General features: G+C 62.0%; 24 protein-coding genes. 16 read left to right on the top strand and 8 right to left on the bottom strand.

Annotated features, from left to right (window positions below; genetic code table 11):
• Positions 1-19: 19 nt before the first annotated feature.
• From ACQVBX_RS08485 to ACQVBX_RS08475, 3 genes are all read left to right on the top strand, one after another.
• The gene (locus ACQVBX_RS08485) at positions 20-1,357 is read left to right on the top strand and encodes a hypothetical protein (protein ID WP_431637906.1); all 1,338 of its coding nucleotides are present in this window, start codon (positions 20-22) and stop codon (positions 1,355-1,357) included.
• A gap of 338 nt (positions 1,358-1,695) precedes the next feature.
• On the top strand, positions 1,696-2,436 hold the full coding sequence (locus tag ACQVBX_RS08480; protein ID WP_431637904.1) for a hypothetical protein: 741 nt from the start codon (positions 1,696-1,698) through the stop codon (positions 2,434-2,436).
• A gap of 925 nt (positions 2,437-3,361) precedes the next feature.
• Entirely contained in the window at positions 3,362-4,051 is a 690-nt protein-coding gene (locus ACQVBX_RS08475; RefSeq protein ID WP_431637902.1) for a DUF4946 domain-containing protein, read from the top strand.
• A gap of 551 nt (positions 4,052-4,602) precedes the next feature.
• On the opposite strand, the gene ACQVBX_RS08470 is transcribed toward ACQVBX_RS08475, so the two are convergent.
• On the bottom strand, positions 4,603-4,872 hold the full coding sequence (locus tag ACQVBX_RS08470) for a helix-turn-helix transcriptional regulator (RefSeq protein ID WP_431637900.1): 270 nt from the start codon (positions 4,870-4,872) through the stop codon (positions 4,603-4,605).
• A 23-nt stretch (positions 4,873-4,895) separates the two neighbouring features.
• Positions 4,896-5,150 (bottom strand): helix-turn-helix domain-containing protein, encoded by a 255-nt coding sequence (locus ACQVBX_RS08465; RefSeq protein ID WP_431637898.1) that lies wholly within the window; start codon positions 5,148-5,150, stop codon positions 4,896-4,898.
• A gap of 164 nt (positions 5,151-5,314) precedes the next feature.
• On the opposite strand from ACQVBX_RS08465, the gene ACQVBX_RS08460 reads away from it, so the two are divergent.
• The 10 genes from ACQVBX_RS08460 (at position 5,315) to ACQVBX_RS08415 (ending at position 15,737) form a co-directional block, all read left to right on the top strand.
• Entirely contained in the window at positions 5,315-5,587 is a 273-nt protein-coding gene (locus ACQVBX_RS08460; protein WP_431637895.1) for a hypothetical protein, read from the top strand.
• 102 nt (positions 5,588-5,689) lie between these two features.
• Complete coding sequence (locus tag ACQVBX_RS08455) at positions 5,690-5,974, top strand: XAC0095 family protein (protein ID WP_431637894.1); 285 nt, start codon at positions 5,690-5,692, stop codon at positions 5,972-5,974.
• Between the two features lie 185 nt (positions 5,975-6,159).
• Positions 6,160-7,122 (top strand): GlxA family transcriptional regulator, encoded by a 963-nt coding sequence (locus ACQVBX_RS08450; RefSeq protein ID WP_431637892.1) that lies wholly within the window; start codon positions 6,160-6,162, stop codon positions 7,120-7,122.
• 89 nt (positions 7,123-7,211) lie between these two features.
• Complete coding sequence (locus ACQVBX_RS08445) at positions 7,212-8,045, top strand: S1 family peptidase (RefSeq protein ID WP_431637890.1); 834 nt, start codon at positions 7,212-7,214, stop codon at positions 8,043-8,045.
• Between the two features lie 555 nt (positions 8,046-8,600).
• Positions 8,601-9,182: a hypothetical protein gene (locus ACQVBX_RS08440; RefSeq protein ID WP_431637889.1), complete on the top strand. Its 582-nt coding sequence runs from the start codon at positions 8,601-8,603 to the stop codon at positions 9,180-9,182.
• A gap of 174 nt (positions 9,183-9,356) precedes the next feature.
• Positions 9,357-10,022 carry a hypothetical protein gene (locus ACQVBX_RS08435; RefSeq protein WP_431637887.1) on the top strand — a complete coding sequence of 222 codons (666 nt, stop codon included), beginning with the start codon at positions 9,357-9,359 and terminating at the stop codon, positions 10,020-10,022.
• A 111-nt stretch (positions 10,023-10,133) separates the two neighbouring features.
• Positions 10,134-10,613 carry a hypothetical protein gene (locus tag ACQVBX_RS08430; protein WP_431637886.1) on the top strand — a complete coding sequence of 160 codons (480 nt, stop codon included), beginning with the start codon at positions 10,134-10,136 and terminating at the stop codon, positions 10,611-10,613.
• A 188-nt stretch (positions 10,614-10,801) separates the two neighbouring features.
• A complete protein-coding gene (locus ACQVBX_RS08425) occupies positions 10,802-13,051 on the top strand; it encodes a patatin-like phospholipase family protein (RefSeq protein ID WP_431637883.1) in 2,250 nt (749 codons plus the stop codon).
• A gap of 156 nt (positions 13,052-13,207) precedes the next feature.
• Positions 13,208-13,765: a cold shock domain-containing protein gene (locus ACQVBX_RS08420; RefSeq protein ID WP_431637881.1), complete on the top strand. Its 558-nt coding sequence runs from the start codon at positions 13,208-13,210 to the stop codon at positions 13,763-13,765.
• A gap of 532 nt (positions 13,766-14,297) precedes the next feature.
• A complete protein-coding gene (locus tag ACQVBX_RS08415; RefSeq protein WP_431637879.1) occupies positions 14,298-15,737 on the top strand; it encodes a hypothetical protein in 1,440 nt (479 codons plus the stop codon).
• A 440-nt stretch (positions 15,738-16,177) separates the two neighbouring features.
• Here ACQVBX_RS08415 and ACQVBX_RS08410 read toward each other — a convergent pair whose 3' ends face one another.
• The 3 genes from ACQVBX_RS08410 to ACQVBX_RS08400 all read right to left on the bottom strand — a co-directional run bounded on the left by ACQVBX_RS08410 (position 16,178) and on the right by ACQVBX_RS08400 (position 19,450).
• Entirely contained in the window at positions 16,178-16,873 is a 696-nt protein-coding gene (locus ACQVBX_RS08410; protein WP_431637876.1) for a hypothetical protein, read from the bottom strand.
• 199 nt (positions 16,874-17,072) lie between these two features.
• Positions 17,073-19,088 carry a pyrroloquinoline quinone-dependent dehydrogenase gene (locus tag ACQVBX_RS08405; protein ID WP_431637874.1) on the bottom strand — a complete coding sequence of 672 codons (2,016 nt, stop codon included), beginning with the start codon at positions 19,086-19,088 and terminating at the stop codon, positions 17,073-17,075.
• Complete coding sequence (locus ACQVBX_RS08400) at positions 19,085-19,450, bottom strand: hypothetical protein (RefSeq protein WP_431637872.1); 366 nt, start codon at positions 19,448-19,450, stop codon at positions 19,085-19,087. The genes ACQVBX_RS08405 and ACQVBX_RS08400 overlap by 4 nt, the downstream gene beginning before the upstream one ends.
• A 550-nt stretch (positions 19,451-20,000) precedes the next feature.
• Between ACQVBX_RS08400 and ACQVBX_RS08395 the strand changes: the two genes are divergently transcribed.
• A complete protein-coding gene (locus ACQVBX_RS08395) occupies positions 20,001-20,924 on the top strand; it encodes an acyl-CoA thioester hydrolase/BAAT C-terminal domain-containing protein (protein WP_431637870.1) in 924 nt (307 codons plus the stop codon).
• A 181-nt stretch (positions 20,925-21,105) separates the two neighbouring features.
• Here the strand turns inward: ACQVBX_RS08395 and ACQVBX_RS08390 are convergent, their stop codons facing one another.
• Together ACQVBX_RS08390 and ACQVBX_RS08385 are read right to left on the bottom strand one after the other, a co-directional pair.
• Positions 21,106-21,453 carry a YciI family protein gene (locus ACQVBX_RS08390; RefSeq protein ID WP_431637868.1) on the bottom strand — a complete coding sequence of 116 codons (348 nt, stop codon included), beginning with the start codon at positions 21,451-21,453 and terminating at the stop codon, positions 21,106-21,108.
• A gap of 270 nt (positions 21,454-21,723) precedes the next feature.
• Complete coding sequence (locus ACQVBX_RS08385) at positions 21,724-22,233, bottom strand: hypothetical protein (protein WP_431637865.1); 510 nt, start codon at positions 22,231-22,233, stop codon at positions 21,724-21,726.
• Positions 22,234-22,464: 231 nt separating this feature from the next.
• On the opposite strand from ACQVBX_RS08385, the gene ACQVBX_RS08380 reads away from it, so the two are divergent.
• The gene (locus ACQVBX_RS08380; RefSeq protein WP_431637862.1) at positions 22,465-23,670 is read left to right on the top strand and encodes a GGDEF domain-containing protein; all 1,206 of its coding nucleotides are present in this window, start codon (positions 22,465-22,467) and stop codon (positions 23,668-23,670) included.
• Between the two features lie 306 nt (positions 23,671-23,976).
• On the top strand, positions 23,977-24,453 hold the full coding sequence (locus ACQVBX_RS08375) for a hypothetical protein (protein WP_431637859.1): 477 nt from the start codon (positions 23,977-23,979) through the stop codon (positions 24,451-24,453).
• Positions 24,454-24,501: 48 nt separating this feature from the next.
• On the opposite strand, the gene ACQVBX_RS08370 is transcribed toward ACQVBX_RS08375, so the two are convergent.
• Positions 24,502-25,260 (bottom strand): SDR family oxidoreductase, encoded by a 759-nt coding sequence (locus ACQVBX_RS08370; protein WP_431637857.1) that lies wholly within the window; start codon positions 25,258-25,260, stop codon positions 24,502-24,504.
• Between the last annotated feature and the right edge of the window lie 72 nt (positions 25,261-25,332).

The following is a 25,332-nucleotide window of genomic DNA, read 5'->3' as shown; positions in this document are numbered from 1 at the left end:
TAGGAAAGGGAATTTATTGATGAGCACTAGCTGGTCAGCACTAGGATTCTCGGCGAGCCCATATAACGTCCAGCCTCTTAAGGTTGCGGAAGATCATGTTCCACTTCTTGTCGGAAGATCAGACGACGGGGTTCAGTTTTGTACATTTATTGATTCGGCGCCGGAGGGAGTTTTTGTTATTTCGGGCAGTCCTGGTGTTGGGAAGACGAGTTTCTTTAATATTTTCCAGCACCTGCTCGAGAGCGGCAGGGCATCCTGCGGCCCTCGGTTACTTGCAGCAAGGACCTTGTGCCCATTACAGGCTGATGATAGTGCGAGGGTTATAGCGCTTAGAGTTCTTCAGATTTTGATTAAGAACGTTGATGAGTGGTGTCGCATTAGGTCGCGAAACCTTCCATCGCAGATTGAAAAATTGTCATCATGGATTGGAGGAAAATCATCAGTTTCTTGGGATTTTTCAATTTCGATTCTTGGTAATGGTGGTGGCATCGGCAGGTCCGTTCAAATGCCTGCAGTTTCTGAGGCGACATTTGAGAATTTTCAAGATGCCATCTCTGTTGTCGTCGCCGAGGTTGTTTCTAGGCTGGATTTCGATGGTGTTTTTATTGCTTTAGATAATGTTGAAAACTTAAATAATGACCGGCTGTCTGAAATATTAATGTCATTTCGAGACACGCTTTTCTCTGTTGAGAAAGTGTGGTGGGTGATAATTGGTCAGAGTGGCTTGTATAGTTTAGTTCAGGCGCTTGACTCGCGTGTAACGGATAGAATTGCTGGCTCGGGCCTCGAGCTATTGCCAATATCTCTTGATGAGCTGAGCAATGCTGTCGATTTCCGCGTCGAAAAATTTCACGAGCGGGCGTCGGGCAAGTCTCCTTTGTCAAATAAAATACATAAGATGTTATATGAGGCATCTTATGGTGAGATTAGGTTTGTTTTTAAATATTGCAATACGATATGCCTGAATGTTGTCTCCGATGTTAGGAAACATATCCTCGCACAAAAAATTCCCTTCACGGAGGAGTCGTTCAATAGGATTATGGGCGAGTCCATGATTGAGGATTGCATAGACGATGATCTGGCTGCAGAGGTGTTGAAGAGGATCGTGGCGCTCGAGATAGATGGTTTGGGTTTGAGACAAAAAGATAAGAAACTTCTTGTCGACATTGGTGCGGCAGGTCAGGCTAGATCAAAAGATTTTAAATCTTTTGGCTTTTCTTCTGGACAAGATTTTTCGTCCAATTACTTGACTCGACTCCAGGCGGCTGGGCTTCTCGTTAGAAAGCAAGAGGGGAGGGCTGCAATTTATAGATTGCGCGGACTTTCTGTGCTTGCAAATAGGTTTGGTCTTTTGTGAATTGAATAAGAGGGGCGGCAGGATAAAAATCGTAACAAAGAGCTGAAGTCAAAGTGCATTTTCTATGGGGGAATGGGGGCGGGGTATTATATGATGTCGGCCTTGCGCGTACGAAGAGTGTGTCCGAACTGTAGCTCTCCAATAGAGCCAACTTTGTTCAACAGCTAACGGGGTCAGGTTCACTTATCCAGCGAAAACAGTGGCAGGAAAGGCCAAGGGTCAGAGCGCACTTTCTATGAAGCTGTTGCTTTGAACGGTTAATCTACACTCTGTTTTGGTCGAATGGTGGGCTTGATCTTTACCGGCTTTCCGTTCTTTTAAAATTGAAGGATTTCGTTATGAAAGGGATTTTTTGTTATCGCCCAGGTGTAATGCTTCTAGCGGGCATCTTGAGCTCATTTCTCACCGTTCCTTCGTTTGCAGGGCGAGCCTACGACCAGGTGGCAAGCCCCTCCAAAGGTAGCCAGACGGCGCGGCCTGTTGAGCCGTTCCACTTCAAAGTGGCTTACCTTGGCATGTCGCTGAGCGAGTTCAAAAGTGCAGCCAAGGGCGAGCCTTATGACGCCGAGGTGGGGGTGAAACGCTCCCTATTCGGAAAGCGCCGACCAGTGATGGAGAGTTTGCCAACGCCGCTATGTTCTGACTCTGGCGGAAAGAAAGTTCTATCTGGGTTGGCCCGTTTGGCGCCGGGCGAGGTCTACTGTGATGCCTCGCCGGGCGAATCGAACATCCAGCTGCGCACAGTAGCAGGGGCACCAGCGATTAAGATCTTTTACCTCTTTTATAAAGATCGACTGTATTGCATTTCGATGGATGCCTTGCCCGAACAGTTTGAGGTGCTTGAAAGCGCATTCGCGAATAAATACGGCAAGCCGGCCCGGTTGCACGATGACACTTATCAGAACGGCTATGGCGCCAAGATGGTCGGCAAAAAGTTTCTTTGGAAACGAGGCGAAGAAATGATATTGCTGAGGGAAGGGCGAAGCGCGAATGGCGCCGCGCTCGGTCTACCCGCTCGTGCGGTCTTCCTTAATCCATCTCTCGCGCCGCCAGGGGCCGCTCCGGTAGTCGATTTCTGAATGAAAGGGCGAAAACAAAACAGGGGTCAGGTTCGATTTCCAAAGCTGGATCAGCGTGCACTTTCCATCGACGGCGATGGGTAAATAGTCGACTTTGACCCCTGGATTGCCTGTTTTTCCTTTTTAAATATTTTCATGAGGGCCTCCGATTTGCGACGCGCATCTTTCGCTGTGTCGACAGTTATGTTGCTTCTCGCGGGAGCGGGGCATGCGGGCGATGCCACGTGCAGAAAGGAAGATGAGCGGGCGGAGAAGATGCGCTGGGCCGCAGTGCGTCTTGAGGTATCAAAACAAGATTTTATGAATGCAGTCATGGAGCTGGAGCGCTGCAATGCGTCGCATGGCAAGAGTTCACGAGCCGGCGATCAACGCGTGTGGGGCGGCGCAACACAAGGACTGCAAAAACTGGGGTCAGAGTGCACTTTCTGGAGCGCCTTCGCCCCCAAAGTCGACCCTGATCCCTGTTTTGGCCTCGCACTTCCGATCAAGCGATAGCCAGATAATTAAAGGGGACGTGGCTAATTAAGTCCGATCGCGAAGGTTGTCCCACCGTGGCCGTCCTTGGGCACGATTAAACGGGGCGTGGCTAATTAAATGCATTACCAATCAAAGGTGCGTGGTTAATTAAATTGTTCGTGAAGTTTGCGGGACCACCATCGACCGGTGAAGGTCGGCCTGAAGCGGACGTACCGTACAAGGGTGAACTCGCATCTACACTAGTAGCCAGGGGGAAAGGATGCAGTGCATTCATTGCAACACAGAGTTGGACTCCAATGGGTTATGCGAGGGATGCGGTCGTCAGGCAGGGGCGCAGGCCTTGCCACCACCTCTCACAAAGCAGAAGTCACTTCATCGGGCTGACATCCCGCGGTTCGCCTGGGGTTTGTCGTGCGCTTTGCTGCTGATAGCGAATTTTACTGTCGCCATGGAGCGCATGGGTGGTGATGTCGCCAAAGCGCAAGGCTATGCGCTCGCTCCCGCCATGGTGGCCGCCGGAACAGCATGGCTGCTGCATCGTGTTAGCGGTTTTCGCTTCAGGCTTTCCATGACGCTTGGTCATTTAGTTCTAGCCAGCCTTCTTCTGGTGGGCGATCTTTGGTCATCACAGTCAACGATAGGAAATCTGGCAACGGCCCAACGTGACGACGTTTCCCAACCCCGGGCGCCTTATGAAATCCAGTGGCCCGATGGATGGCAGGTCAAAGTGGCTGCGATTTCTCCAGAAGAAAATCTCAACGGCGAAACCGTTAAGGTCATCAAGCTCGAACAGGGCGCGCCAGTAGCCGCCTTCGAGCTACTGGTGGCAGAAAAGAATGGATCCGTAACGACGTTGCAGGACACGTTGAAGCGTTCGATTGACTACGGGCGGGATCTGGCCGAACGCAGCGGAGGAAAGTATCAGGCTGCACAGCCGGTTCAGGGATACATCGGAGCCCTGCCGTCGTTGACCGAAGACGTCAATATGACCAATGGAAACGTTGCCATCCATGAAACGTATTCGCTGGTGCTGGGTGACAGGAATGCATGCACGTTGATGTTCGCCGCTCCCGACAGCACTTATGACCGGTTCCGGGATGAGATGCTCAAGACACGCGATACCTTGGTCTGTCACTGAGGCTGCGATCAACTGGGCTAACGGGGCGGCTAACGGGGTCAGGTTCACTTTCGCCTTGCTCGGGAGCGAGCTGGGCCGCGTTTTCGAAAAAGCGAGTTAAAAGGGCGTGGCTAATTAAATCGGCTCGCTACCCGGCTAAGGCAGTGGGGCATTTTTTGCATCAAGAACGGGTTGATTAGTTGAGCTTTTGATTGCCAGCTGCTGAGCTCGCTTGCAAAGCGTCTTTTTATTTTTTCAAAAAAAAACAGGGGTCAGGTTCGACTTTCAGATCGGAAGAACAGGAGCTAACGGGGCGCGCTCATTTTCCCCTTGCTCGATTTGCTTGCTTGATCTCGATCTGGCGGGGGGGCATGTTCACTTAGTCAGTTCTTTTAAGGAGTTTTTGCGATGGCAAACTGGTTCAAAGAGGAAATGAAAGAGGGTAGTTTGCACGCTAAAGAGTTGATCGAGTTCAAATTAAAGGGGACGTGGCTAATTAAATCCGGTCGTCGCCTGGCGTCCGATTCGCCCGTCAAGCTTCTCCGCTACGGCTCCCGACTCCGCAGGAAGCTCTAGCGCTTGGCGCGTACTCGCTTCTGCGCCGGAACATCCTGACCTTGCTCCGCCAGCTCGCGAGCAAGTGAAAAGACTTCGTCCAGAGACACAGACAGCTCGCTCGCCATGCGCTGCATGGATTTCAACGAAGGATTGCGGCAGCTTCGCTCGATGCCGCTGACGTACGTGCGGTCGAGGCCCGCGTTCAGAGCGAGCTGCTCCTGGCTGAGCGAATGTCGCTCGCGCAGGAGTCGAAAGGCGGGGCCAACGTAGGGGGTGAGGTCCACCGGACAGTCGAGTCCGGTGGGCTTCAACGTGTTGCGATGCGCTTAAGCATGTCGAGGTCCAGTAGATCGCCAAGTGGCACGCCCAGTGCCTCTGCGAGGAGCCCCATGTTGTCGATCGAAATGTTGCGCATCCCGCGCTCGACTTCTGACACGTAGGTGCGGCTGAGCCCAGCCTGCAAAGCGAGCGCTTCCTGGGATAGATCCTGAAGGCGTCTTGCCCGCCGGAGGTTGCGTGCGAACACGAGGCGAGGCGATGCGTTGGCAGATGCTTTGCTCATGGGGCAAGCATCCGTGTGCATGAGGTTGACGGCTACAAACTATAAGTCTATAAACGACAACTATAAGTGACATATAGTCTTTTTGTAAGTGAAATCTGACTTGTATAGATTGCTGGTCGGCTTAGAAATCAAGCTGTCCGGCACGTCACCCAGGGAGACACGCCATGACGCAGGAACGCCTTGCCTTCGGAGTCACCGTCAACCAGTTCGACCAGCTCGTTCGCTTGCTCCGCACGATCACCGCCAACGGAGATGTGATGACGGTGGGCGGTGCCGAATCGCTGCATCGACACACGGTATCGGCGCTGGGCGAGGGCATCTTTGAGGCCGCGCTTGAGGTGCAAGGGGTGCTCGATGAAGTGGAGGGGCAACGCCTGCCCAGAGAGCCACGTACTGCAAACGCCCGCCCTCACCGCGGAGCCGCATCGGCCAGCTGACCGGCAACCGTTCGTGCATCGGCGGCGGGCTCAGCAGAGCCGCGGTCCATTATTGCCCCGTCGCCGCAAGCGAGGGCGATAACGCAGCAAGGAGACACGACCATGGATCGTGCACCGTCCCTTGAGCAACGATCCGTTGACACGTTCGGCATCGCGCTCTCCCTTAGCAACTACGAGGCCCTTCGCGATCTCTGCGACGAGTTGCAGCTACTGGTGGCACTCACCGCCACTACCCACCCAATCGACGACGAGATTCTCCCGGTGAATCTCAAACGCGCCGCGCTGGCCGGCTATCTGCGCGGCGTAGCCGAGCGCATCGAGAACGCGCTGGAGGAGGGTGATGGCTTGTCCGATGCACCGGCCGCGCGCCTGGACGCGGCGAGCTAGCAACGGCAGTCCAACCGTCATGCCGATCGGTGTCGGCACTGAAGGCATCGCAGCCGGGAAGAGCCACGCATTGAACCCCGAGGGACGCATCTACGGCGCCATCGGGAAAACAGGGGTCAGGTTCGACTTTCTGATCGAAAAGTCCACTCTGACTCCTGTTTTGGTGTCGGCTACGATGCCGCACGATGCTCGTGCCCACTCTCCCCAAAACCATCGGCCTGCTCGCCTATGACGACATGCAGGTGCTGGACCTCGCCGGTCCGCTGGACGTGTTCGGTGGCGCCAATGCGTGTGCGCCCGGCGTGCCACCGTACGCGTTGTGCGTATTCGGCCTGGGGACCCAACCGGTGCGGGCGGAGAACGGTTTGTCTCTCGTGCCGGAGCGCGTGCTGGAGGACGTGCCACCGCTGGATACCTTGCTGATTCCCGGCGGCATGGGCGCACGCCTGGCTCTTCCCAGCGATGCGCGCCTGCGCGACTGGCTACGTGAGCGCGCGCGGGACACCCGGCGCATCGTGTCGGTATGCACCGGGGCGTACGTGCTGGCGGCCGCCGGCTTGCTGGACGGACGCCGCGTCACCACGCATTGGCGATTCGCCAACGACCTGGCGCGTCGTTACCCGGCCGTGCAAGTGGAGACGGACCGGCTGTTCCTGCGCGACGGCCGTTTCGCTACCTCCGGCGGGCTGACCGCGGGCATGGACCTGGCGTTGGCGCTGGTGGAAGAAGACCTCGGCGCGCCGGTGGCGCTGGAGGTTGCGCGGCAACTGGTGATGTACATGAAGCGACCGGGCAACCAGGCGCAGTTCTCCACGCCGCTCGTGGCCCAGGCGCAAGGCGGCGGGCGCCTGGGTTCCTTGGTGGATTGGTTACTGGCGCACCTGCACGAGCCGGTCGACATAGCGCGCATGGCGGCGCAGGTGGCGATGAGCCCGCGACACTTTCGGCGGGTGTTCGCCGAGACGTTCGGCACGACGCCGGCGCGCTTCGTCGAGACCTTGCGGCTGGAACAGGCCTGCCTGCGCCTGACGCAAGGCAGGGCCCCGATCGGGCGCATCGCCGCGGGCGTGGGGTTCAACAGCGCCGATGCGTTCCGCACCCGCTACGGCGTGACGCCGAACGACTACCGCGAGCGCTTTTCCGCCTGACCGCTGGCCGCATTCGTCGGCTCTGCGTCCGCCGCGCGGTGCGCCGGCCGCGCAGAATGAGGGGCTTCCTTCCTTGCTCGAGTTCGTCCATGCGATCGACAACGTCCGGCCTGCTGCTGATGGCGCTTTCGTTTTCCGCCGGGGCCGTGGTCATTCGCCACGACGTCGACGACGCGCGGTACCGAGTGCCGGATACCACGTTGCCGGCGCTCGTCGACCTGCCGACCGAAGGCCAGGGCGTACTGATCGCGCCGCGCTGGGTGCTTACCGCCGCCCACGCGGTGACGTGGCAATCCGGGGGCGTGCACACGGTGACCATCCACCACGTGCCGCGGAAGGTGGCGCGCCTCGTGCTTTACCCGGGATACCGGCCACTGCCCCAGCCGCTCATCGACGAAGCGCTGAAGACCGGCGATGCGACGCGGATCATCGCGTTCCTCGCGGCCTCGAACGATGTCGCCCTGCTGGAACTGGCCGAGCCGGTCACCGATGTCACGCCGCTGGCCTTGTATCGACACGGCGACGAGTTGCGGAAGACCGTCGAGATCATCGGCAAGGGCGCAACCGGCTCCGGAACGCATGGGCAGGACGGCCCGCATCGCACGGCGCTACGCCGCGCCTTCAACACGATCGATGGCGTCCAGGACCGATGGTTCACCTACACCTTCGACAGGCCGCCGGCGGCGCTGCCGCTGGAGGGTGTTCCAGGGGACGGCGACAGCGGCGGTCCCGTGCTCATCCAGACTGGAGGGCATGCGCAGGTCGCTGGTTTGGTTTCGTGGAAGCGCGGAAAAGACAACGCCTTGTTGCTTCATCCCGGCTTCTACGGCCAGACCAACTACAACGTGCGCGTGAGCCACTACGCGCACTGGATCGATGGCGTCATGCACGGTGACGCAATTAAAGGAGACGTTGCTAATTAAATTCTGCTGCCGTCCGGAGGGTAGGGCGGTTGCCTGACTTAATTAGCCACGTCCTTTTTTTCTCGCTTTTTTCCTTTTCTCGGCAAGCCATCGACCGCACGATATGCCTCTGGGCCTCCGCGGTGCAGGCGAGCCAGCAGCGCCGGACGATAAGCAGCGCTAATGCTTGCGCATCGTCGCCACGATAAAGGGGACGTGGCTTAAATCGGCTCGCGAGGGTCGGTCCGCGGTGGCCGCCCGCGGGGCCGGCAGGCGGCAGGGCGAACGAGCGTGGGTTGCGCCATGTGCTGGAAGCGCTCATCGCCGAGGGCGCGTTCCTGATGGGCATAGGCGCGCAGGCGCTTTAGATCATCGGTTGCGATGCCGGCGTCCAGCCAACGCCGATACAATTAAAGGGGACGTGGCTAATTAAGTTCGGGCGCCCCCGACACGGCGATGTGCTGGCCAATCTGGTCATGTTCCCTTTGCTGATCGGTTTGTCTATCGAGCGGGTGAACTAAGCGGTGCAGGGGCGGGTAGTCCCTGCGGCATAACTGAGGGAGCGGCTTCAGGGTGATGAAAACGGATCGCAGTCTTTCGCCATCGGCCATGGCACTGCTGGTGCTTACCGCCGGAGCCTTGCCACAGGCGCAGGCACAGTCGTACTTCGGCAGTCCGGTGGAGGGCACCTTGTGCCACACCGGGGAAACCGTGTTGTTCGCCTGCCCTTCGGGGCAGAAGCGGATCGCCGTCTGCGCGGCCCCCGTGGAAGGCTCGCCGTTTGGTGTGCTGCGCTACCGCTTCGGCAGCAGCAGCCATACGGAACTGGAGTTCCCCATCCGTCCCCAGCCCGCACGGGAGTACGCCAGCGGAAACAGCCTCGGCGATGGCGGACGGGGAACCCTGGTTTATTTGCGCCTGAATAATGGCGGCACCAGCTATACGGTGTATGCAGAGGCGGTCAGCCCCACCTATCAGCGCACCGACGCAAGCGAGCGCAGCGGCGTCGTCGTCGAAAGGCATGGCAAGCTGCTCTCCAGGCTCACGTGCGATGCGGAAGCGCGCACCTATTCGGGGATGCTGCTCGACCCGAAGTTTCTGGGCGATGCCGTGCCGCTTGACCCGAGAGTGCCGCCCGGCTTCCCCACCTACAAATAGCGTTGAAGCAATAAAAGGCTGGGGCCGAAATAAAGGGGGCGTGGCTAATTAAATTCGTTCGCCGTCTGGCAGAGCGGGGCGCCTGCCTGGGGTGGTTGGCCACGTCCCCTTTTCTGGACGGTGTGCCATGCTTCCGGCAGGCGACGCACCCCTCGGCTCGGGAGGTAGTTCGGTATGGATCTGATGCGCATCCTGCGGGCGCTGGAGGAGTTTCTCTACGAGCTGGTGGGCTGGCTGGTGTTCTATCCGCGGACCTTCTGGCGGATCCTGCGCGACCCGCCCGCGTCGGCGCGCTACGTGCTGCGTGAGCTTGCCGCCCCGCCGGAGAAGCAGTTCGCCGCCAGTGTCAGCCCCGTGCTCATGCTGATTTTGTCGGTCGTGCTTGCCCATGGCATTGAAATGCTGTCGCGGCAGTCACTGCCTGACATGGCCAACCCGGTGGGGCACCGCCTGTTCGAGAGTGAGCAAGGGATGCTCATCACGCGGTGCGTCGTGTTCTCGGGTTATGCCCTGATTGCTGCCCTGGTCACATTGCGACGTCAGAAACAGGCCGTCACCCGCGACACCTTGCGTGGCCCGTTCGCGGTCCAGGCGTTCCTGATCTCGCCTCTCGTGGTCATGCTATCCCTGGGGATGCTGCTGATTGATCTCGAAGATGACTATGCACTCCCCGGCGGGGCGCTGATCATTTTCTCCATCGTGTGGTACGTGTGGGCGCGCATCCGAACCTACGGGGCGCTCACCGAGACAGGCTGGCCGCGCGCCACCGTGATCGTTATCGGTACCTTCCTCGGCACCACCGCCTTGGTGGTGGCGATCACCCAGTTTCTGTTCCGCTGATCCGACCAGGCATGTGGTGAGGCCAGCGAATATTCATTGCACGAAGCCTCTGCATTTTCCGTTGACCGTTGACTCGTTGCGTTTGTCCCTTTCCACCATGGAGGAATTGACATGAAGCTGACAGCACTGAGTTCTACCTGCATCGCGATGGCAGCAATGCTTGCTTTTGAGGGCGCGCATGCCCAGACGGGCAACGGCGATCTCGATCTGGTGTGCACGGGCACGGGTGAAAAGGTGCAGAGCCAGACCGATTACAGCTGGGACAAGAAAAGTCACGAGTACAAGGACCACACGACCGTCGGCAAGGGACAGGTCAGCGGAACCGTGCAGGTGCAGATCCGTGACGGCCAGGGGCGTATGCGCGTGCCGAAGTCGCTGCTGCCACCGCTCGTTACGGGCTCCGACGACGGGTGGTTTGCTATCCGCAACCTGAGCGTGAGGCCGGACCGCATCGACGGCTCGATCAAGCTCAATGGGCTCAACAAACCCAATATCTCCATCGACCGGCGCTCGGGCACGCTGAGGATCGACGGCATGGAAAGCTTTGATGGCACCTGCAGCGCCTACAACGCCGGAGCCACGAAGTTCTAGAGGCCCCGCCCGAGCTTCCTCGTGTGGAGATCGGAGCAAGACGCGGTGCTTCAGGTCGCGACGCGAGTCAGCCAGCAGCGACGGCGTGGCATGGAGTGGCGTGGCGTGAAGCGGCGTGTGACGATCATGGCTTTGCGCACGACGGCGCTGGGCCCATCATCGGCGGTGGACCACGGGGGAGACGGATCATGGCAATGAGAGCCTGCGCAGCGGTGGTCCGTCGCAGCTGGCTGCGCGCAGCCGTGGCTGTCCTGCTCGCTCTCGGCGCGAGCGCGCATGCAGCGGATCGTCCTCGGACCTGCCTGGTCCTGGGCGGGGGCGGCGCGCGTGGCGCCGCACACATCGGCGTACTCAAGGTGCTCGAGCGCCAGCACATTCCCGTGGACTGCGTCGTGGGCACCTCGATGGGCGCCGTGGTCGGCGGCCTCTACGCCTCCGGCTACAGCGCCGCGCAGATCGAGACGATCCTGGACGGTATCGACTGGCGCACCGTGCTGTCGGACGACCCCTCGCGCAGCCACCGTTCGATGCGCGCCAAGGAGGACGACCTGCGCTTTCTGGGCGGTATCGAAGTGGGCATTCGCCATCACGGCGTCGCCCTGCCGCAGGGACTGAGGCAGGGCCAGAACCTCGACCTGCTGCTACGCCGGCTGCTGCTGAAGGATTGGCGGGTACACGACTTCGATCATTTGCCGATCCCCTTTCGCGCGGTGGCCGCGGATATCGGCTCGGGCGAGAAGGTGGTCTTTTCGCAAGGCGACATCGTCACCGCCATCCGCGCCAGCATGTCCATCCCCGGGGCGTTCGCACCGGTGAAGCAGGACGGTCGACTGCTGGTGGATGGCGGCATGGTGGACAACGTGCCGATCGACGTGGCGCGGCAGATGGGCGCGCAGCGCATGATCGTGGTGGATGTCGGTTCGGGTCTCGAACCGGTGAGCAAGCTCGACTCGCCTTTTGCAGTCGCGCGGCAGATGCTGGTCGCGGTGCTCAAGCGCGAGAGCGATGCGAAGCTCAAGACCCTGGGCCCGCAGGATCTGCTCATCGCGCCGGATCTGGGCACCCTCGCCAGCGAGGATTTCGACCGGGTGGCCGATGCCCTGCGCGCCGGCGAGCGCAGCGCCGATGCGGTGCAAGCACCGCTGCGGCGCTTCGGGGTGCCGGCAGCGGAGTACGCCGCGATCCGACAGGGCCAGCAGTCGCCCGATACCGGGTCGGCGCCGGTGGTCGCCTTCGTCGAGGTGCCGCACGGCTCCAGCAAGACGGCCGAATACGTGCGCCATCGCATGAGCTCGGCCATCGGCAAGCCGCTGGATGTCGACGAGGTGGAAGAGAGCGTGACCGCCGCCTACGGGCAGGGCCACTACCAGACCATCCAGTGGGCGCCGATCGAAAAAGACGGCCAGACCGGTCTTCTCGTGGAGCCGGAGGACAAGAGCTGGGGGCCGGATTTCCTGCGCACCTCGCTGCGCCTGTCCGACGATTTCACCGGCAACAGCAGTTACCAGCTGCTGTCCGAGTTCAACGCGACCGGTCTGAACAGCCTCGGCGGCGAAGCGCGCGCGCGGCTCGGGCTGGGGCGGCTGACGAACATCCATCTGGAGTTCCACCAGCCCTGGGGCGACCAGGGCCAGTTCTCGGCCGCGCCCTACGTCGACTATCGGGCCTACAACCTGCCGCTAACCATCAACAGCAAGCTCTCCTACGCCGTCCTGCGTCGTAGCGACCGGGTGGGAGGCTTTCGTCTGGGCTGGGCACCGGACAACGACTGGAACATCTCCGCGGCGATCGAGCGAGGCGAGGAGAAGCTTTCGCTGCGCGTGGGCGACCCGAATGTGTTCAAGAACAGCTTCAGCAACCGCATCGCCAGCGTCAGCCTCGATCTGCTGCATGACACCTTGGACAGCTCCGGCTTTCCGCAGCGCGGCAATCGTCTCTATCTATCCGAGCGTCAATATCTGACCGCGCTGGGTTCGGTGCAGAACGCCAGCGTGACGCAGGCCCGATGGGATGGCGCCATGACGTTCGGTCGCAGCACGTTCCTGCTGGGCGCCAGTTATTCCGCCTCGGGCGGAGGCGAGGACATCGTGGCCACCTACAGCCCGCTCGGCGGGCTGACGCACCTCTCCGGCTATCCCGAGAACGCGATCCTGGCCGATACGACCTTCCTCGGCCGCCTCGTCTACTACCGTCGCATGACAGCGCAGAGCGCGCTGGCGTCCTTCCCGGTCTACCTGGGAGGCAGCGCCGAACTGGGCGCCTGGGGGCCTCGCGGAACCCCCATTTTCCGGCGATCGATGACCCCGGCGGGGAGCATCTTCGTGGGTGTCGATACGTTTTTCGGTCCTGTGCTCTTCGGCTACGGACGGGCCAAGGGCGATGCGAGCGCGTTCTATCTGACGTTCGGCCCGCTGTTGCGCACGGAAACCGGGGAATAAGCTTCGCGATGAGTCAGGTCACGACCGGCGTCTGAAAACTGGGGGCAGAGTGAACTTTCCTGGAACGAGCGACGTAGGAAGCCGGCTCTGATTCCGGTGTTCCTGGTGGGAGCGCGCGTCAAGCCAGCTGAGGGGCTAAACCATGCGGATAAGGAAATGAATCGAGTCAGGAGAACCCACGGCACCCTTGCAGCCTGGAACGACGATCGAGGCTTCGGCTTCATCGAGTTGTCGGGAAGCGGCGAAAGGGTCTTCGTGCACATTTCGGCCTTCCCGCGGGGCGGCGCGCGGCCGGCTGTCGGTGAGCTCGTTTCGTTCGAAATCGACGCGCGCGAGGCAGGCAAGAAGCGGGCGGTGCGCGTCATGCGGTGCGGCAGCGGCTCGCCGCCGCGGCGCATGCGGCAGCCGGCGGCTGCACACCGGAGCAGCGTCCTCGGTTCGCTGGTCACTTTGCTTTTGCTGATCGCGGTTGGTTGGTACGGCTACCAGCAATTCAGCGGGAATCACGAGCCGCCGGCAATACCGCACCCGCATGCTGCACGAAGCGTCGAGCCGCCGACGGCCTCACCCTTCCGCTGCGACGGTCGCACGCGATGCCCGCAGATGAACTCATGCGCCGAGGCCAAGTTCTTCCTCAAGCAGTGCCCAGGCACGCGGATGGATGGCGACGGGGACGGCGTGCCCTGCGAGAGTCAGTGGTGTTCAGCGGAGTAAAAGGGCAAGCGAATATCGAATAGACGAGGATGTGGCTAATTAAATTCGGGCTAATAAAGGGGGCGGCGTGGCTAGTTAAATCCGGCTACCGTGCCGTTCTCCTTGATCTACGCCTCTTGCCTCCAAGCGAAGCCGTCATGTAGATGCTAGATAGCTTGATTCAATGAATGAATGTGGTTCGCATGTCTATGGGTTTGATCTGTATTCGAAGTAATCAAGTGGCGTGACTACTTGTCAGAGGGGCAGGTTTCTTATCCAATGGTGAGGCGTGAGTGCTGCTTTTCTGAAAAATCACCTTTGGCTAGGCTGTACTACGACGCGCCGTAGCGTGGCGAACGGAGCGGCGCCGGATGGATCCGAAAAGGGGGAAGTGAGAATGTTCAATAGCGATGCCTGCGTACGGGCCAGTAGCATGGTCCGCGTCTTACGGGGCCTGATTGCCGCTACCGTAACGGCGGCGGCACTGTGTCTTGGCGGTTGCATCCAACAGCCTTCGCGGGCTCACGTGGCTCCCGCGAACGGTGAGGGAGGGGTGCTGCTGAAGGTCCTAGAGAATCTACCTATCCGAAACGACGTTTTCTGGGGGCAGGTCACGGTGCGTCGGGTACCGGACGCTAGCGATAGCAGTATCCGCTGCTACTCGCTTCGGGTGAACTTTTTGGGGCAGTCAGCCGGCTCCTGGTGGGGTGGTGCGCTGCCCGCAGGTACATATGAATTCCCAGCGATCGGTGCCGGGGAAAAGCCCGAGGGGGAGTGCAACAAGCGCTATCTGCTGGCGCCACACGAATCGCGTTTTGGGCGATTTGTTATTACACCGGGTCACCTGACCTATCTCGGTGTGATTGCTCAGACAGGGGGTAGGGACCAGTACAACTCGTTAATGATTCCAGTATTCGGCGGCAAGCAGGAGGACATCGGGGAAATACTTCGAGAAAGTTTTCCCGAGCTTGGGGCATTAGAAGTGCGCTCTCTGGCGGGTTGGAAGGACAGCACCCTGCCGGCGGCGCAAGAGGCCGTAACACAGTATGCGCTTGACAATGCCTACGGATTACTGGGTCCTTCGCAGGCACCCGATGGCGCCTGGATCTTCGGAAGTAGGGTGGGCGTGGTGCGTTCGTGGCACCGTGGACAATCTCAGGCCGAATCGCATTACACCGGCTATAACGTGGCGCTGGCGACGACAGCTGTGCTGCCAGATGGATCGTGGCTTGCTGCAGGCGATGAGTCGACGTTATTGCGCTCTGCTGATGGCGGAGTCGACTGGCGCTCGGTCCGCGGCGATCTGCCTTTCGGGCAGATCGCACATGTTGTGGCGATCGGGCCGGAGGTGCTTCTCACTCTTGTCAGAGAAAACGATGTCTTGATCTACAGGGGCGACGTTCGCTCCGGGCACTGGAAACAGGTCGCGTCCCATCGACTGGAGTTTGCCGTCTGGACCGGCATGAGGAACGTGCGTCCAGAATCGGCACTTATCGGTGACACATACGTGACCACGCTACCGTCCAAGCGGCTCGCGCTTTACCACGTATCGACGGGAACTTCTGAGGAGCGGGGCTTACCCGGTTCCGTCATGGCGTTCTCAGCTAGCGACGATGGTGTGCTTCGCTGCCGATGCACGGCGAGCTTTGCCTTCAGTCCTTATGAAAGCCACGATTTCGGTAAGACCTGGCAGTCGTCTGACTTCCCCCGTTTCATGACGCTACCCTTCATGATCGATGCTTCGCACGGCGCCACCGCATATCAGTCAGGGGCCTTCGATCGGCCGACGATGGCCTACACGGACGATGGTCGTAGTTGGCAACGAGGCGTGGATGCACCAAGAGGCCTTAATCATTTCTTTCGGTCTCGTGACGGCCAGTTCATCTACGTCTCCGACGAGGCCGGTTTGCTGTGGGAAAGCAACGATGTAGGTAGGCATTGGGAGCTCGCCCTGCACGTCACATTACCGGCGGGCGACGAGGTATTCCCATAGGGTGGAAAGAAGTTTAACTAAAAAGGACGTGGCTGATTAATCGGCTAGCGAAGGCTGGTTTGCCGGGGCGACCGCGGGACCGGCAGGCGGCAGGTGGCTGGGCAATCGCGCGTCATCTCCACAATGTGCTGGGAGCGCTCATCGCCCAGCGCGCTTGCCTGGCGGCATATGTGCGCGGGCGCTGCAGGTCGTCGGGCGTGATGCCGGCGTTCAACCACTGGCGATAGGCATGGGCGCACGGCGAGGTTGTTCCCCAGGGCGAGGTAGAGCGGGGGAGCGATCTGTCGGCGGGTGTAACCGTTGCCGGTAGGCGCGCTCCTAATTGGCCACGTCCTCTTTTCCGCATTGCTGGCTTTTTGCGCGTGTTGGCGATCCGGGGCGCTCGGCTCACGCTTTGCGGCCGGGGTTGGCCCGGCCGCGATCGACCATGGATTGTTGGGCTAGATCGCGATGCGCTGGGCGACCGCGTCGACCGTGTCGTGTATCGCATTACTGATGCCCGCGGCGATTTCGTTCTTCGACGCAGGCTGGTACTGGTAGAAGGTGCGGAACGTGTAACTTTTCCCGTCCACGCTGAAGATCAGCCAGGTCACGATGACATCGTGACCGCCGCTTATTTCAGAGGAGTAGTACTCGCCTTCCTTGCGGTCGTCGCATCCGACTTGATGTTCGTTCTTTCCCCGCTTAGTCATCGGGTCTGCGTCGACGATCAGGCGCTTGAAGGTGTAAAGATTGGCGTTGACCAGGCCGGCTTTCGCCAGGCGGTAACCGATATAGCCGCCTTCCATGGAGCCCACCTTGTTAAGCATTTTCAGGCGCTGGTTCTGATAGACATCAAAGCGCTGCAGCACGACGTGGTGCGTGCTGATTTCCGGACGGTCCTGGGCCAACAGTGAGGCAAAGATCTGCGCTTTGGGCGGGTTGAATTCCGCTTTCGACTCCATGTGTATGCCGAAGCGGCAGCTGTAGATATTTCCCTCACCGGCGAGATAGCCAGGATAGTTGTCCGGCTTGGTGGCATCAGTGACAAAGGCTGTGTCGATCTGAGATGGCGTGGTGACGCTGACCGGGTTGCCGATCGAGGCGCAGCCGGAAAGAAGCGCCGCGACCAGCGGCGCGTAAATGATCTTCCTCATGATTTCCCCCTGTGCTCCGTGTGTGGCGTCCGCAACCTCTTGCTGCGGAAGCGCTAAGGATTCTGTTGTCTGATCCAACACCCGTCAATTGGCACATCATTGGCAATAAAAGGGAACCACCGCAGACGGTAAATCGTCCCGCTGTTTAAAGCGGAAGGCGCGTCAGAGCACACGGAAAGTTGGATCCGACCTCGGGCGGCTAATCCCGCGGCAACGCATACACCACGATCTGGTCGCCCACCTGATCCTTCAGGATGGTGTTGCCGCCCGCCACGAACGCCACATATTCGCGCCCCTTGTATTCGTACACGGCGGGATTGGCGACCGCGGGGGCCTGGGCCTGATTGGACCAGAGCTCCTTGCCGGTCGCCAGCGAATAGGCGCGCACCTTGGCGTCCATCGAGGCGCCGATGAAGATGACGCCGCCGGCGGTGACGGCCGGGCCGCCGATGGTGGGCGAGCCCCAGCGCTCCGGCATGAAGAAGCCGTATTGCTGGGAAGCGCCCACGGGCCGGCGCCATTTGACCTCGCCGGTGTGCATGTCCAGCGCGACCAGCTCGCCGTACGGCGGTTTCCAGCACGGCATGCCGAGCCAGTTGCGCGCCACCTCCAGGCGCATGCCGTAGGGCGCGCCCTTCTGTGGGTAAAAACCCGACTCGTTGCCCGAGCCCTTGTGGGCTTTTTCGTAGGCCGCGCGATCGTAGAGCTTGATGTACTGCACCAGGCGCGAGGTGTTGACCACGGCGGTCTGGCTCACCGGGTCGAACGCCACACCGCCCCACTGCACGGCACCGGCGCTGTCGGGAAAGGCCAGCGTGCCTTCGCCGCGCGTGGTGGGCGGCGTGTACATGCCGTGGTATTCCAGCTTGTTCCACAGGCGCGAGCACTGGCCGGCGCCGACCACGTCGGCGAGCGTCCAGACCTCGGGTTTCTTCGACTGATCGAGCAGGGGCTTGGGCCGGGTCGGGAACGGCTGCGTGGGCGACAGGTGCTCACCCTTCACCGAGCCATCGCCGCCGGGCACCGGCCGCTCCTCGATCGGCCACACATCCTCGCCGGTCTTGCGGTTGACCACGAACAGAAAGCCCATCTTGGTCGCCTGGATCAGCGCGGGGATCGGTTTGCCGTCGACCGTGATGTCCACCAGCGTGGGCGCGGAATCCACGTCGTAGTCCCACACATCGTGATGCACCCATTGCCGCGACCAGACCACCTTGCCGGTTTCCACATCCAGTGCCGTGGTCGAGGTGGCCAGGGGCGCGTCCTCGGTACGGTTGCCACCCCAGAAGTTGGGCGATGGCGACGACACGGGCACGTACACCAGGCCGAGCTTCGGGTCGGCGGACATCTGCGTCCACACGTTGGCGGTGCCACTGTGCTGGCGCATCTCGGGCGTCAGTGCTTCGAAAGTCCACTCGCGCTCGCCCGTGCGCGCATTGATCGACCACACGGTGCCCGGCGGCGCGTGCTCATACGCCCAGTCCTTGCCCGCCCAGCCGAGAATAAGGTGATCGCCCACCACCGTGGGCGGTTGCAGCAGTGACAGCGGCCACTTGTCGTGCGTGGTGTTCCATCGATTGACGTCGAGCACGCCATGGTCGGCAAAGCCCGTGCACTTCTTGCCGGTGTCGGCATCCAGCGCGAACAGCCGCGCATCCATCGTGCCCATGTAGACGATCTTCTGGCACGGCATGCCCGGCACCGGATTTTTTGCGGCCCAGTACGCCACGCCGCGGTTCTTCAGCGCTGGCTGCGTGGTCGCCTTGAGCGGCGTATGCGTGTCGAAACTCCACTTCACCTTGCCAGTGCCGGGGTCCAGCGCGATCAGCCGATAGAACGGCGTACCGATGTAGATCGTGTCGTTGGCAAAGATTGGTGTGGCCGACCACACCGTGGCCGGCATCTTGCCGCTGCCGTCGGACATATCCCCGGTGTGGTACTCCCACACCTTCTGAAGGTGCTGCACGTTGGCCGCGGTGATCTGCGTGAGCGGGCTGTACTTCTGCGCGTTGAGCTGGCCGTGGAAGCTATCCCAGGTGGCTTGCGCCGCGTTGTTCGATGTTTCACCGGCCGCTGCGCTGCCGGCTTCCTTAGGCGCGGAGGGCGGCTGGGCGCGCAGCGATACGCAACCTGCCGTCAGCAGCAGTGCGACGCCCGCCGCTGCCGCGAGTCTTGCCGGGGAGATCTTCACCGTGAGCAACGTTCGACTCCTCATGCGTGTGCGCTATGGTGCGTGCCAGCGGAACGCAGCAACTCCATTACCAAGCCGACAAAGCCCGCGCCCATCGCCACGCAGATCCCCCATCGATGGAGCAGCAGGGCGGCGAAGCATGTCGCCAACAGCAGCAGCACGATCAACACGCGCAGCGCGATCCGCGCCGCATGTTTTCTCACCGCACCCAGCGCCAGCGCCATGGCGGCCAGCACGGCACAGGCCATGCTGACCGCGAGCGCCCCCAAGGTGCCCGTCACACCGGTCAGCGGAGCGAAGTACGCATAGAGCGCGAGGAGCAGCCCTGCGACCGCACTGGCGAGAAGCAGGATCAGGCCGGCCGGGAAGAAGCGGAGTGAGGTCATGGCGACAGCGGTTACCGGGATGGAAGTGCGCGCGGTGGAAACGCCCTCGCTTCGCGTCAAGCGCGCTGGGGCCAAGCTGCTACGCGCCGTTGTGCTTGGCGGGCTGGGGCATCGCCACCAAGCTTCGCGCCGCCCGCGCGCACTTCACGTGAAGCGAGCAGGGGCGGTGCGGACAACCGAACGAAGTGAGCTCTGAGGTTTCACCTCGTCTGCTACCGATAGCGCCATCGGGTTGAGCACCGGTGGAGGGGCGATCGCGGCGACCGAGGCGGTTTGTCGTACTCCATCGGCCATGTCCAAGGTGCACGTCGCAAGGTTGGGTAGGGCCCACGCGTGCTGTAGACCGGCGGGCAGGTAGCTGCTGGAAACGGATCAGTAAGGGCGGATGCATTGCAACCGGCATGGCCGGCGCCGTCTCTTCTGGTGGATCGGTTCGCCCCGATCGGACGAACCCCGGCACGCGTAGCCCCGGCCCCCCTGATCACCACCGTGCTCGCACCAGATCAAGCATGGCCTTCACCGAGGCCCGATGACACCAAAGGAGAGCTACATGTCAGTCCGCGGATTGGGTTGGGTCGCGCGATTCGCGCTTGCGCTTGCGCTAGGCGGCAGCAGCGTCGTGGCACACGCAACGGAGGTGCGGGCCAGCGAGGTGGAGACTGCGAAGCTGTCCGCCACGCTCTACGTACCCGCCCATGGCAACAAGCACCCGGCACTGCTCGTCCTGGGCGGCGCCGAGGGCGGCCGTGAGTGGGCGCGCGGCGTGGCGCGAAAGTTGGCCGAGGAAGGGTTTGTGACCCTGGCGCAGAGCTATTTCAACGGACCGGGTTTGCCCAAGACGTTGGCGAACATCCCGCTCGAGCGGTTCCAGCAGGCCGTCGACTACCTGCAGGCGTTGTCGTCCGTCGAGCGCGGCCACCTGGGCGTAGTCGGGCTTTCCAAAGGCGCGGAGGCCGCACTCGGGCTCGCTGCGCGCGAGCCGCGCCTGCGCGTCGTGGTGGCCGCGTCGCCGTCTGATGTGGTCTGGCAGGGGATCGATCGTTCGGGCGGCGCGCCGGCCAGTTCCTGGAGTTTCCGCGGCGTGCCGCTGGCCTATGTGCCCTTCCAGCCGTGCGCGCGCTGCCGCGGGCTGCTCGACCTGTATACCCAAAGTCACCCGCAGGCGCTGGCGGCCGACCATGTCGAAGGCAAAGGCATGGCCGCATCGGTTCTGCTTATTTCCAGCGAGCAGGACCAGGTATGGCCATCGACCGCCATGGCCCGTGCGCTTGCGGCCCGGCTGCGTCGTGAAGGTGCCGCGGTGGTCTCGGTGATCGACTACCCCACCGGCGGCCATTTCGCTTTCGGCCTCCCGCCGACACCCGCCTCCGCAAAAGAGGACGCCGGCTTCGGCGGCGGTACCCCAGACGGTCTCGTATTGGCGCGCAAGGAAAGCTGGAAGCGCGTTCTCGCGTTTTTGAGAGCGCATGAATAGCGTGGGTGGAGGAACTGGCCCTGGGTTGACGGACGCCGTTCTTTGGAACGGAGACAAGCTCCCTATCCCGGGCCAGGCCCCATTCGCTTAAGGGGGAAGGTTCACTTCGCCCGGAAGCGAACCGTCCCTCATTCTTGGCTGACGGAAGTCGTTTTATCCGCGCCCCTTGGCCCGGGGGCCGTTATTCCTGCAGCGGGCGAACCTCGGACTCGCCCTCGAACCCGGGCCAATAAGTGCGGTGCAGTTCCATGAACTTCGTGGCCAGCGCGACGGCATCGGCGTGCGTGGGGGCTTCAATCAGAGAGTATCCGCCCACGACTTCCTTGGCCTCGGTAAACGGACCGTCGGTCACGGTCACCTTGCCGTCGGCAAGGCGCACGCGCGTTCCCTTTGCGAGGGGTTGCAGCCCGGCCCCGTCGATGAACATCCCCTTTTGTGCGTACTCCGCGATGAATCCGCCCATTGCCTCGAACAGCGCAGGCGGGACTTCGCTGAAGTCGTAGTCCTTGGGGTGTTTGATGAACATCATGTACCGCATCGTGTATGGCTCCTGACGGATGAAGGCGAGGGTGGTTCCGGCCGGCCCGACCGGCCGGGTTGGCGGCCACGTCGAGCGCCGCCCCCTCCACGACGAATGATGCCTGCTGAAATCGACGCCGCGTCGAACAAAAGGGACGAGCGGAGCATGGCTAATTGAACCGATTTGCGAACGCTTGCCCTCCGTGGTCCAGGTGCCCTGATCGGAGGCTGGCCATGGTCCCCCGTTGATACGGCCAGTGGAGGCACTGAAGCGCGGTGCTCACATCACTACGCAACCGCAGCACGGTTTGGTCTTTTTGAGTGTGTCGGCCATGTGGCTGTCCTGGCTCACGCGGGACGAGCGGCGCTGCTCCTGGTGGACTGCCGCTGTCTTGGCTTCAGACATTTCGTGCATCCAGGCCGAGTTGAAATTGCGCCCGCCAGGGTCGAGCTCCGCGGGTGCACCGCTGTGTAGCCGGCTGAGCTCGGCCAGCCATTCCTCAGCAGTGCCGATGAACACGCGCGGGTCGCCGCCGAACTGCGCGATGCTCGGGTCGACGATGAGCCGGTTGTCGTCGGCGTCGCCAGTCCAGAGGGCGGCCATCGCGATGTGGTTCTGCGCGTAGTCGCCCCGGACCAGTGCATGGATCGGGTAGCACCTTCGCGGTGCGTTGCTCCAGAACAGTGCGGCCGTGCACAGCTCGTCGCTGACCTGGTCGCACGAGCCTCTTTCGACGGACACGAATTTCAAGGCTTGGGCACGGATATAGGCGTGGTCGGGCCTGGACATGGGCGAACCTCTGCAGCGTTGGAGTCGCTCTGGGCATTCATGTAATGCGCAGGAACGTGGCCCATTCAGTCAGGCGTGCGAAAGCAGCGGTGAGCTTCGACTTTCCGCTCAGCCTTGAGCATGCCGTGGCAGGCCGACTTTACGCGGTCAGCGAAACTGAGCCCGGAGTTCACGTTGAGGGCTGACCGAGCGCCAGGTGAAGTGCGTTCTGCCCCTGACTGGACCATGGCCATGGAAGAGGTCGGCCGGCTACCATCTCGCCGTTCTTCAGGGGAGTCCAAAGCAATGCGTCGATTGGCCGGTGCGCTGGTACTGGCTGCGCTGGTGTGTGCCGGCGTCGGCGCCGCTCGGGCGCAGCGTGGCGAGCCGCGTTATCCGTCGCCCGATGGCAGGCCGCCGCCAGCCGGTATGCCGCCTCCCGATGGCCGCTTCGGAAGGCCGCCACCCCCTCCGCGCCCGCCGCCGCCACGCCCGTTCCAACGAACCGACCCGACGCCGCGGCCGGCACCGGCTGACGTCCTGCCCACCGTAGCGCCGATCTCCGCAGCGGCGCCGCCTATCGCCACGCCGGCGGCACCTCCCGCCGCAGACGACGATGTCGCACCGATGCGGACGGCGTCTGCCGCGTCCGCCCCCGCGAAGCCTGCCGCGGCATCCACCGCTCCGGCGCAGACGGTGGTGCCGGAGCAGTCGATGCAAACGCCGGCGCCGCCGAGTCGCTCGTTGACCTGGTTGTGGTTGCTGGCACTCGGCGGGGTGCTGCTGGCGTGGTGGACGGCGTGGCGTCGTGGCCAGCATTTGCGTGATGAAGCCGAGCGGCTGGCGCGCCAGCAGCGCGTGCTCAAGTCGGCGCACAGCCACCTGCAGCGCAAGTCGGAGCAGTTGCAGCACCTTTCCATGCACGATCCGTTGACTGGCGTGCTCAATCGGCAGGCATTCGGCGTGGAACTACGCGACCGCATCGATCATCTGGCCAAGTACAACCTGCCGTTGAGCCTGATCGTGTTCGACCTGGACCACTTCAAGCAGATCAACGATCGCCAAGGCCACCTGGTGGGCGACAAGGCGCTCGCCCTGGTGGTGGGTGTGGCGCGCGAGCATCTGGTAAGCGACGACATGCTCGGTCGCTTCGGCGGCGACGAGTTCATGGTGGCCTGTCCGGGCCAGACCGCCGCGCAGGCGCTCATCCTTGCCGACACCCTTCGTCAGGCCGTCGCCGCGCGTGCGCCGATCGCCGATCCGCCCATTCCCGGTCTCACCCTCAGCCTGGGCGTGGCGCAGGCCGATCCGGAGCGCGGCTACGACATCGACGATCTCTTCGCCCGCGCCGATGCGGCGCTGTATGTGGCTAAGCAGCGCGGGCGCAACGCTTGCGTGGCTGCGGACGAGGATGCGCCCATGCCCGTCGCGTCGGCCGCGGTGCGGCGGCATCTTTAAGCGGGCGCGTACGCCGAACGCAAGGACGGCTCGAGAAGCTGGCGCGAGTGAAGCCCGCTGCTGGGACAGGCCGCGCGGGCTGTGCGTTTGAAGTGGCCGCGATCGTGCGCAACAACGAAGGCCGCGCTGTTCTGGATCTTGAGCTGCGTTACCAGGCTCGAGCCCGTGACACGATCCGGCGCGGTTTAACGCAATGATGCAAAGAGGGCTTCGACGACGTCACCTCAGCTAAGCCAAATACCGGCCGAGCTCGCGATGTGCAGCCCGGCGGATAGGAAGACCCGTCCATCTCAGGAACGAGCCGACATGAGACAGATCCAGACGCGCTCCAAGACCGGCGCGATGCTTTTCAAGAACCGTGCCCGCAGGGACTGGCTCAAGCGCAAAGGCATCGAGCGCGAGAACATCCAGCTTGGCAAGCGGATACGGAAGAAGACCCGGTACTACACGCCCGGCGAAATCCAGCCCTACATCGAGATGTTCGCCATCGCCGGCCAGCAGCGGCCTGGCCTGAATCCGGGAACCCACTACCGGCGCGTGGTGCATATCGCCTATACAGGCGGCCGTGCGGGCGACTTTGCCTTGGCCAACGCCATCGCTGGCTACAACCAGACGCCGGCCGGCTACGTCTGGCACCACTTTCACGACTGGGCGCCGCCGCTGGTGAACGGAGGCAGTGGCTACGGCACCTTGTATCTGATGACCGTGGCCGAACACGGCATCTACCACTGTGGAGGCGTGCTACAGGCCGAAACGCATCTGGGCGTTCCCTACCGGCCGTGAGCATCGAAGGGGGGCGTGGCCCGGCTCGGCCACGGCCCCTTCCAGCGATTACACCTGCGCCATACCACCATCGACAAAGAGCTCGGTGCCGTTGACGAAGCTGGCGTCGTCAGAGGCAAGGAACACGGCCGCGCGCGCGATCTCGACCGGCTCACCGACGCGGCCCAGCGGCACCTGCGCGGCGAGGGCGTCGAGCAGGCCCTGCTGCTGGGCCGCATCCGGGCCGGCGAGGTCGACCAGGCCCGGGGTGCGCGTGGGGCCGGGGCTCAGCGTGTTGAAGCGGATCCTGCGGCTCTTGTCGACGTCGAGAATCCAGTTGCGCACGAATGACCGCACGGCGGCCTTCGACGCGCCGTAGACGCTGAAGGCAGGCGTGCCGGTGGACGCAGCGGTCGAGCCGGTCAGGATCACGGAGGCGCCTTCGCCCAGGATGGGCAGCAGGGTCTGCACGGTGAACAGGGTGCCCTTGACGTTGCGGTTGAAGGTGTCGTCGAACTGCTCCTCGGTGATCGCCCCCAGCGGCAGCATGGAGCCGCCACCGGCGTTGACGAACAGCACGTCCACACGCCCGTGTTCGCCCTTGATGCGGTCGACCAAGTGCTGCAGGTCGCCGAGCTTGGCCGAGTCCACCTGCACGGCGATGGCCTGCGCGCCGATGGAGGCCGCGGCGGCTTCGAGCTCTGCCTTGCGGCGACCGGTGATGTAGACGGTGGCGCCTTCCAGGGCGAACTGGCGGGCGGTTTCCAGGCCGATGCCGGTGCTTCCGCCGGTGACCACTGCGATCTTGTTATCGAGCTTGCGTGACATGGCAGAACCTCATGGGTGAGTGACTGATGGCGAAAGAGTATCGACGGCGACTATGTAACTAAATAGAATCAA

This window comes from Dyella thailandensis (genome assembly GCF_050749815.1).
In the GTDB taxonomy this organism is placed as follows: Bacteria; Pseudomonadota; Gammaproteobacteria; order Xanthomonadales; family Rhodanobacteraceae; genus Dyella_A.
This window is presented reverse-complemented; position numbering and strand designations above follow the sequence as displayed.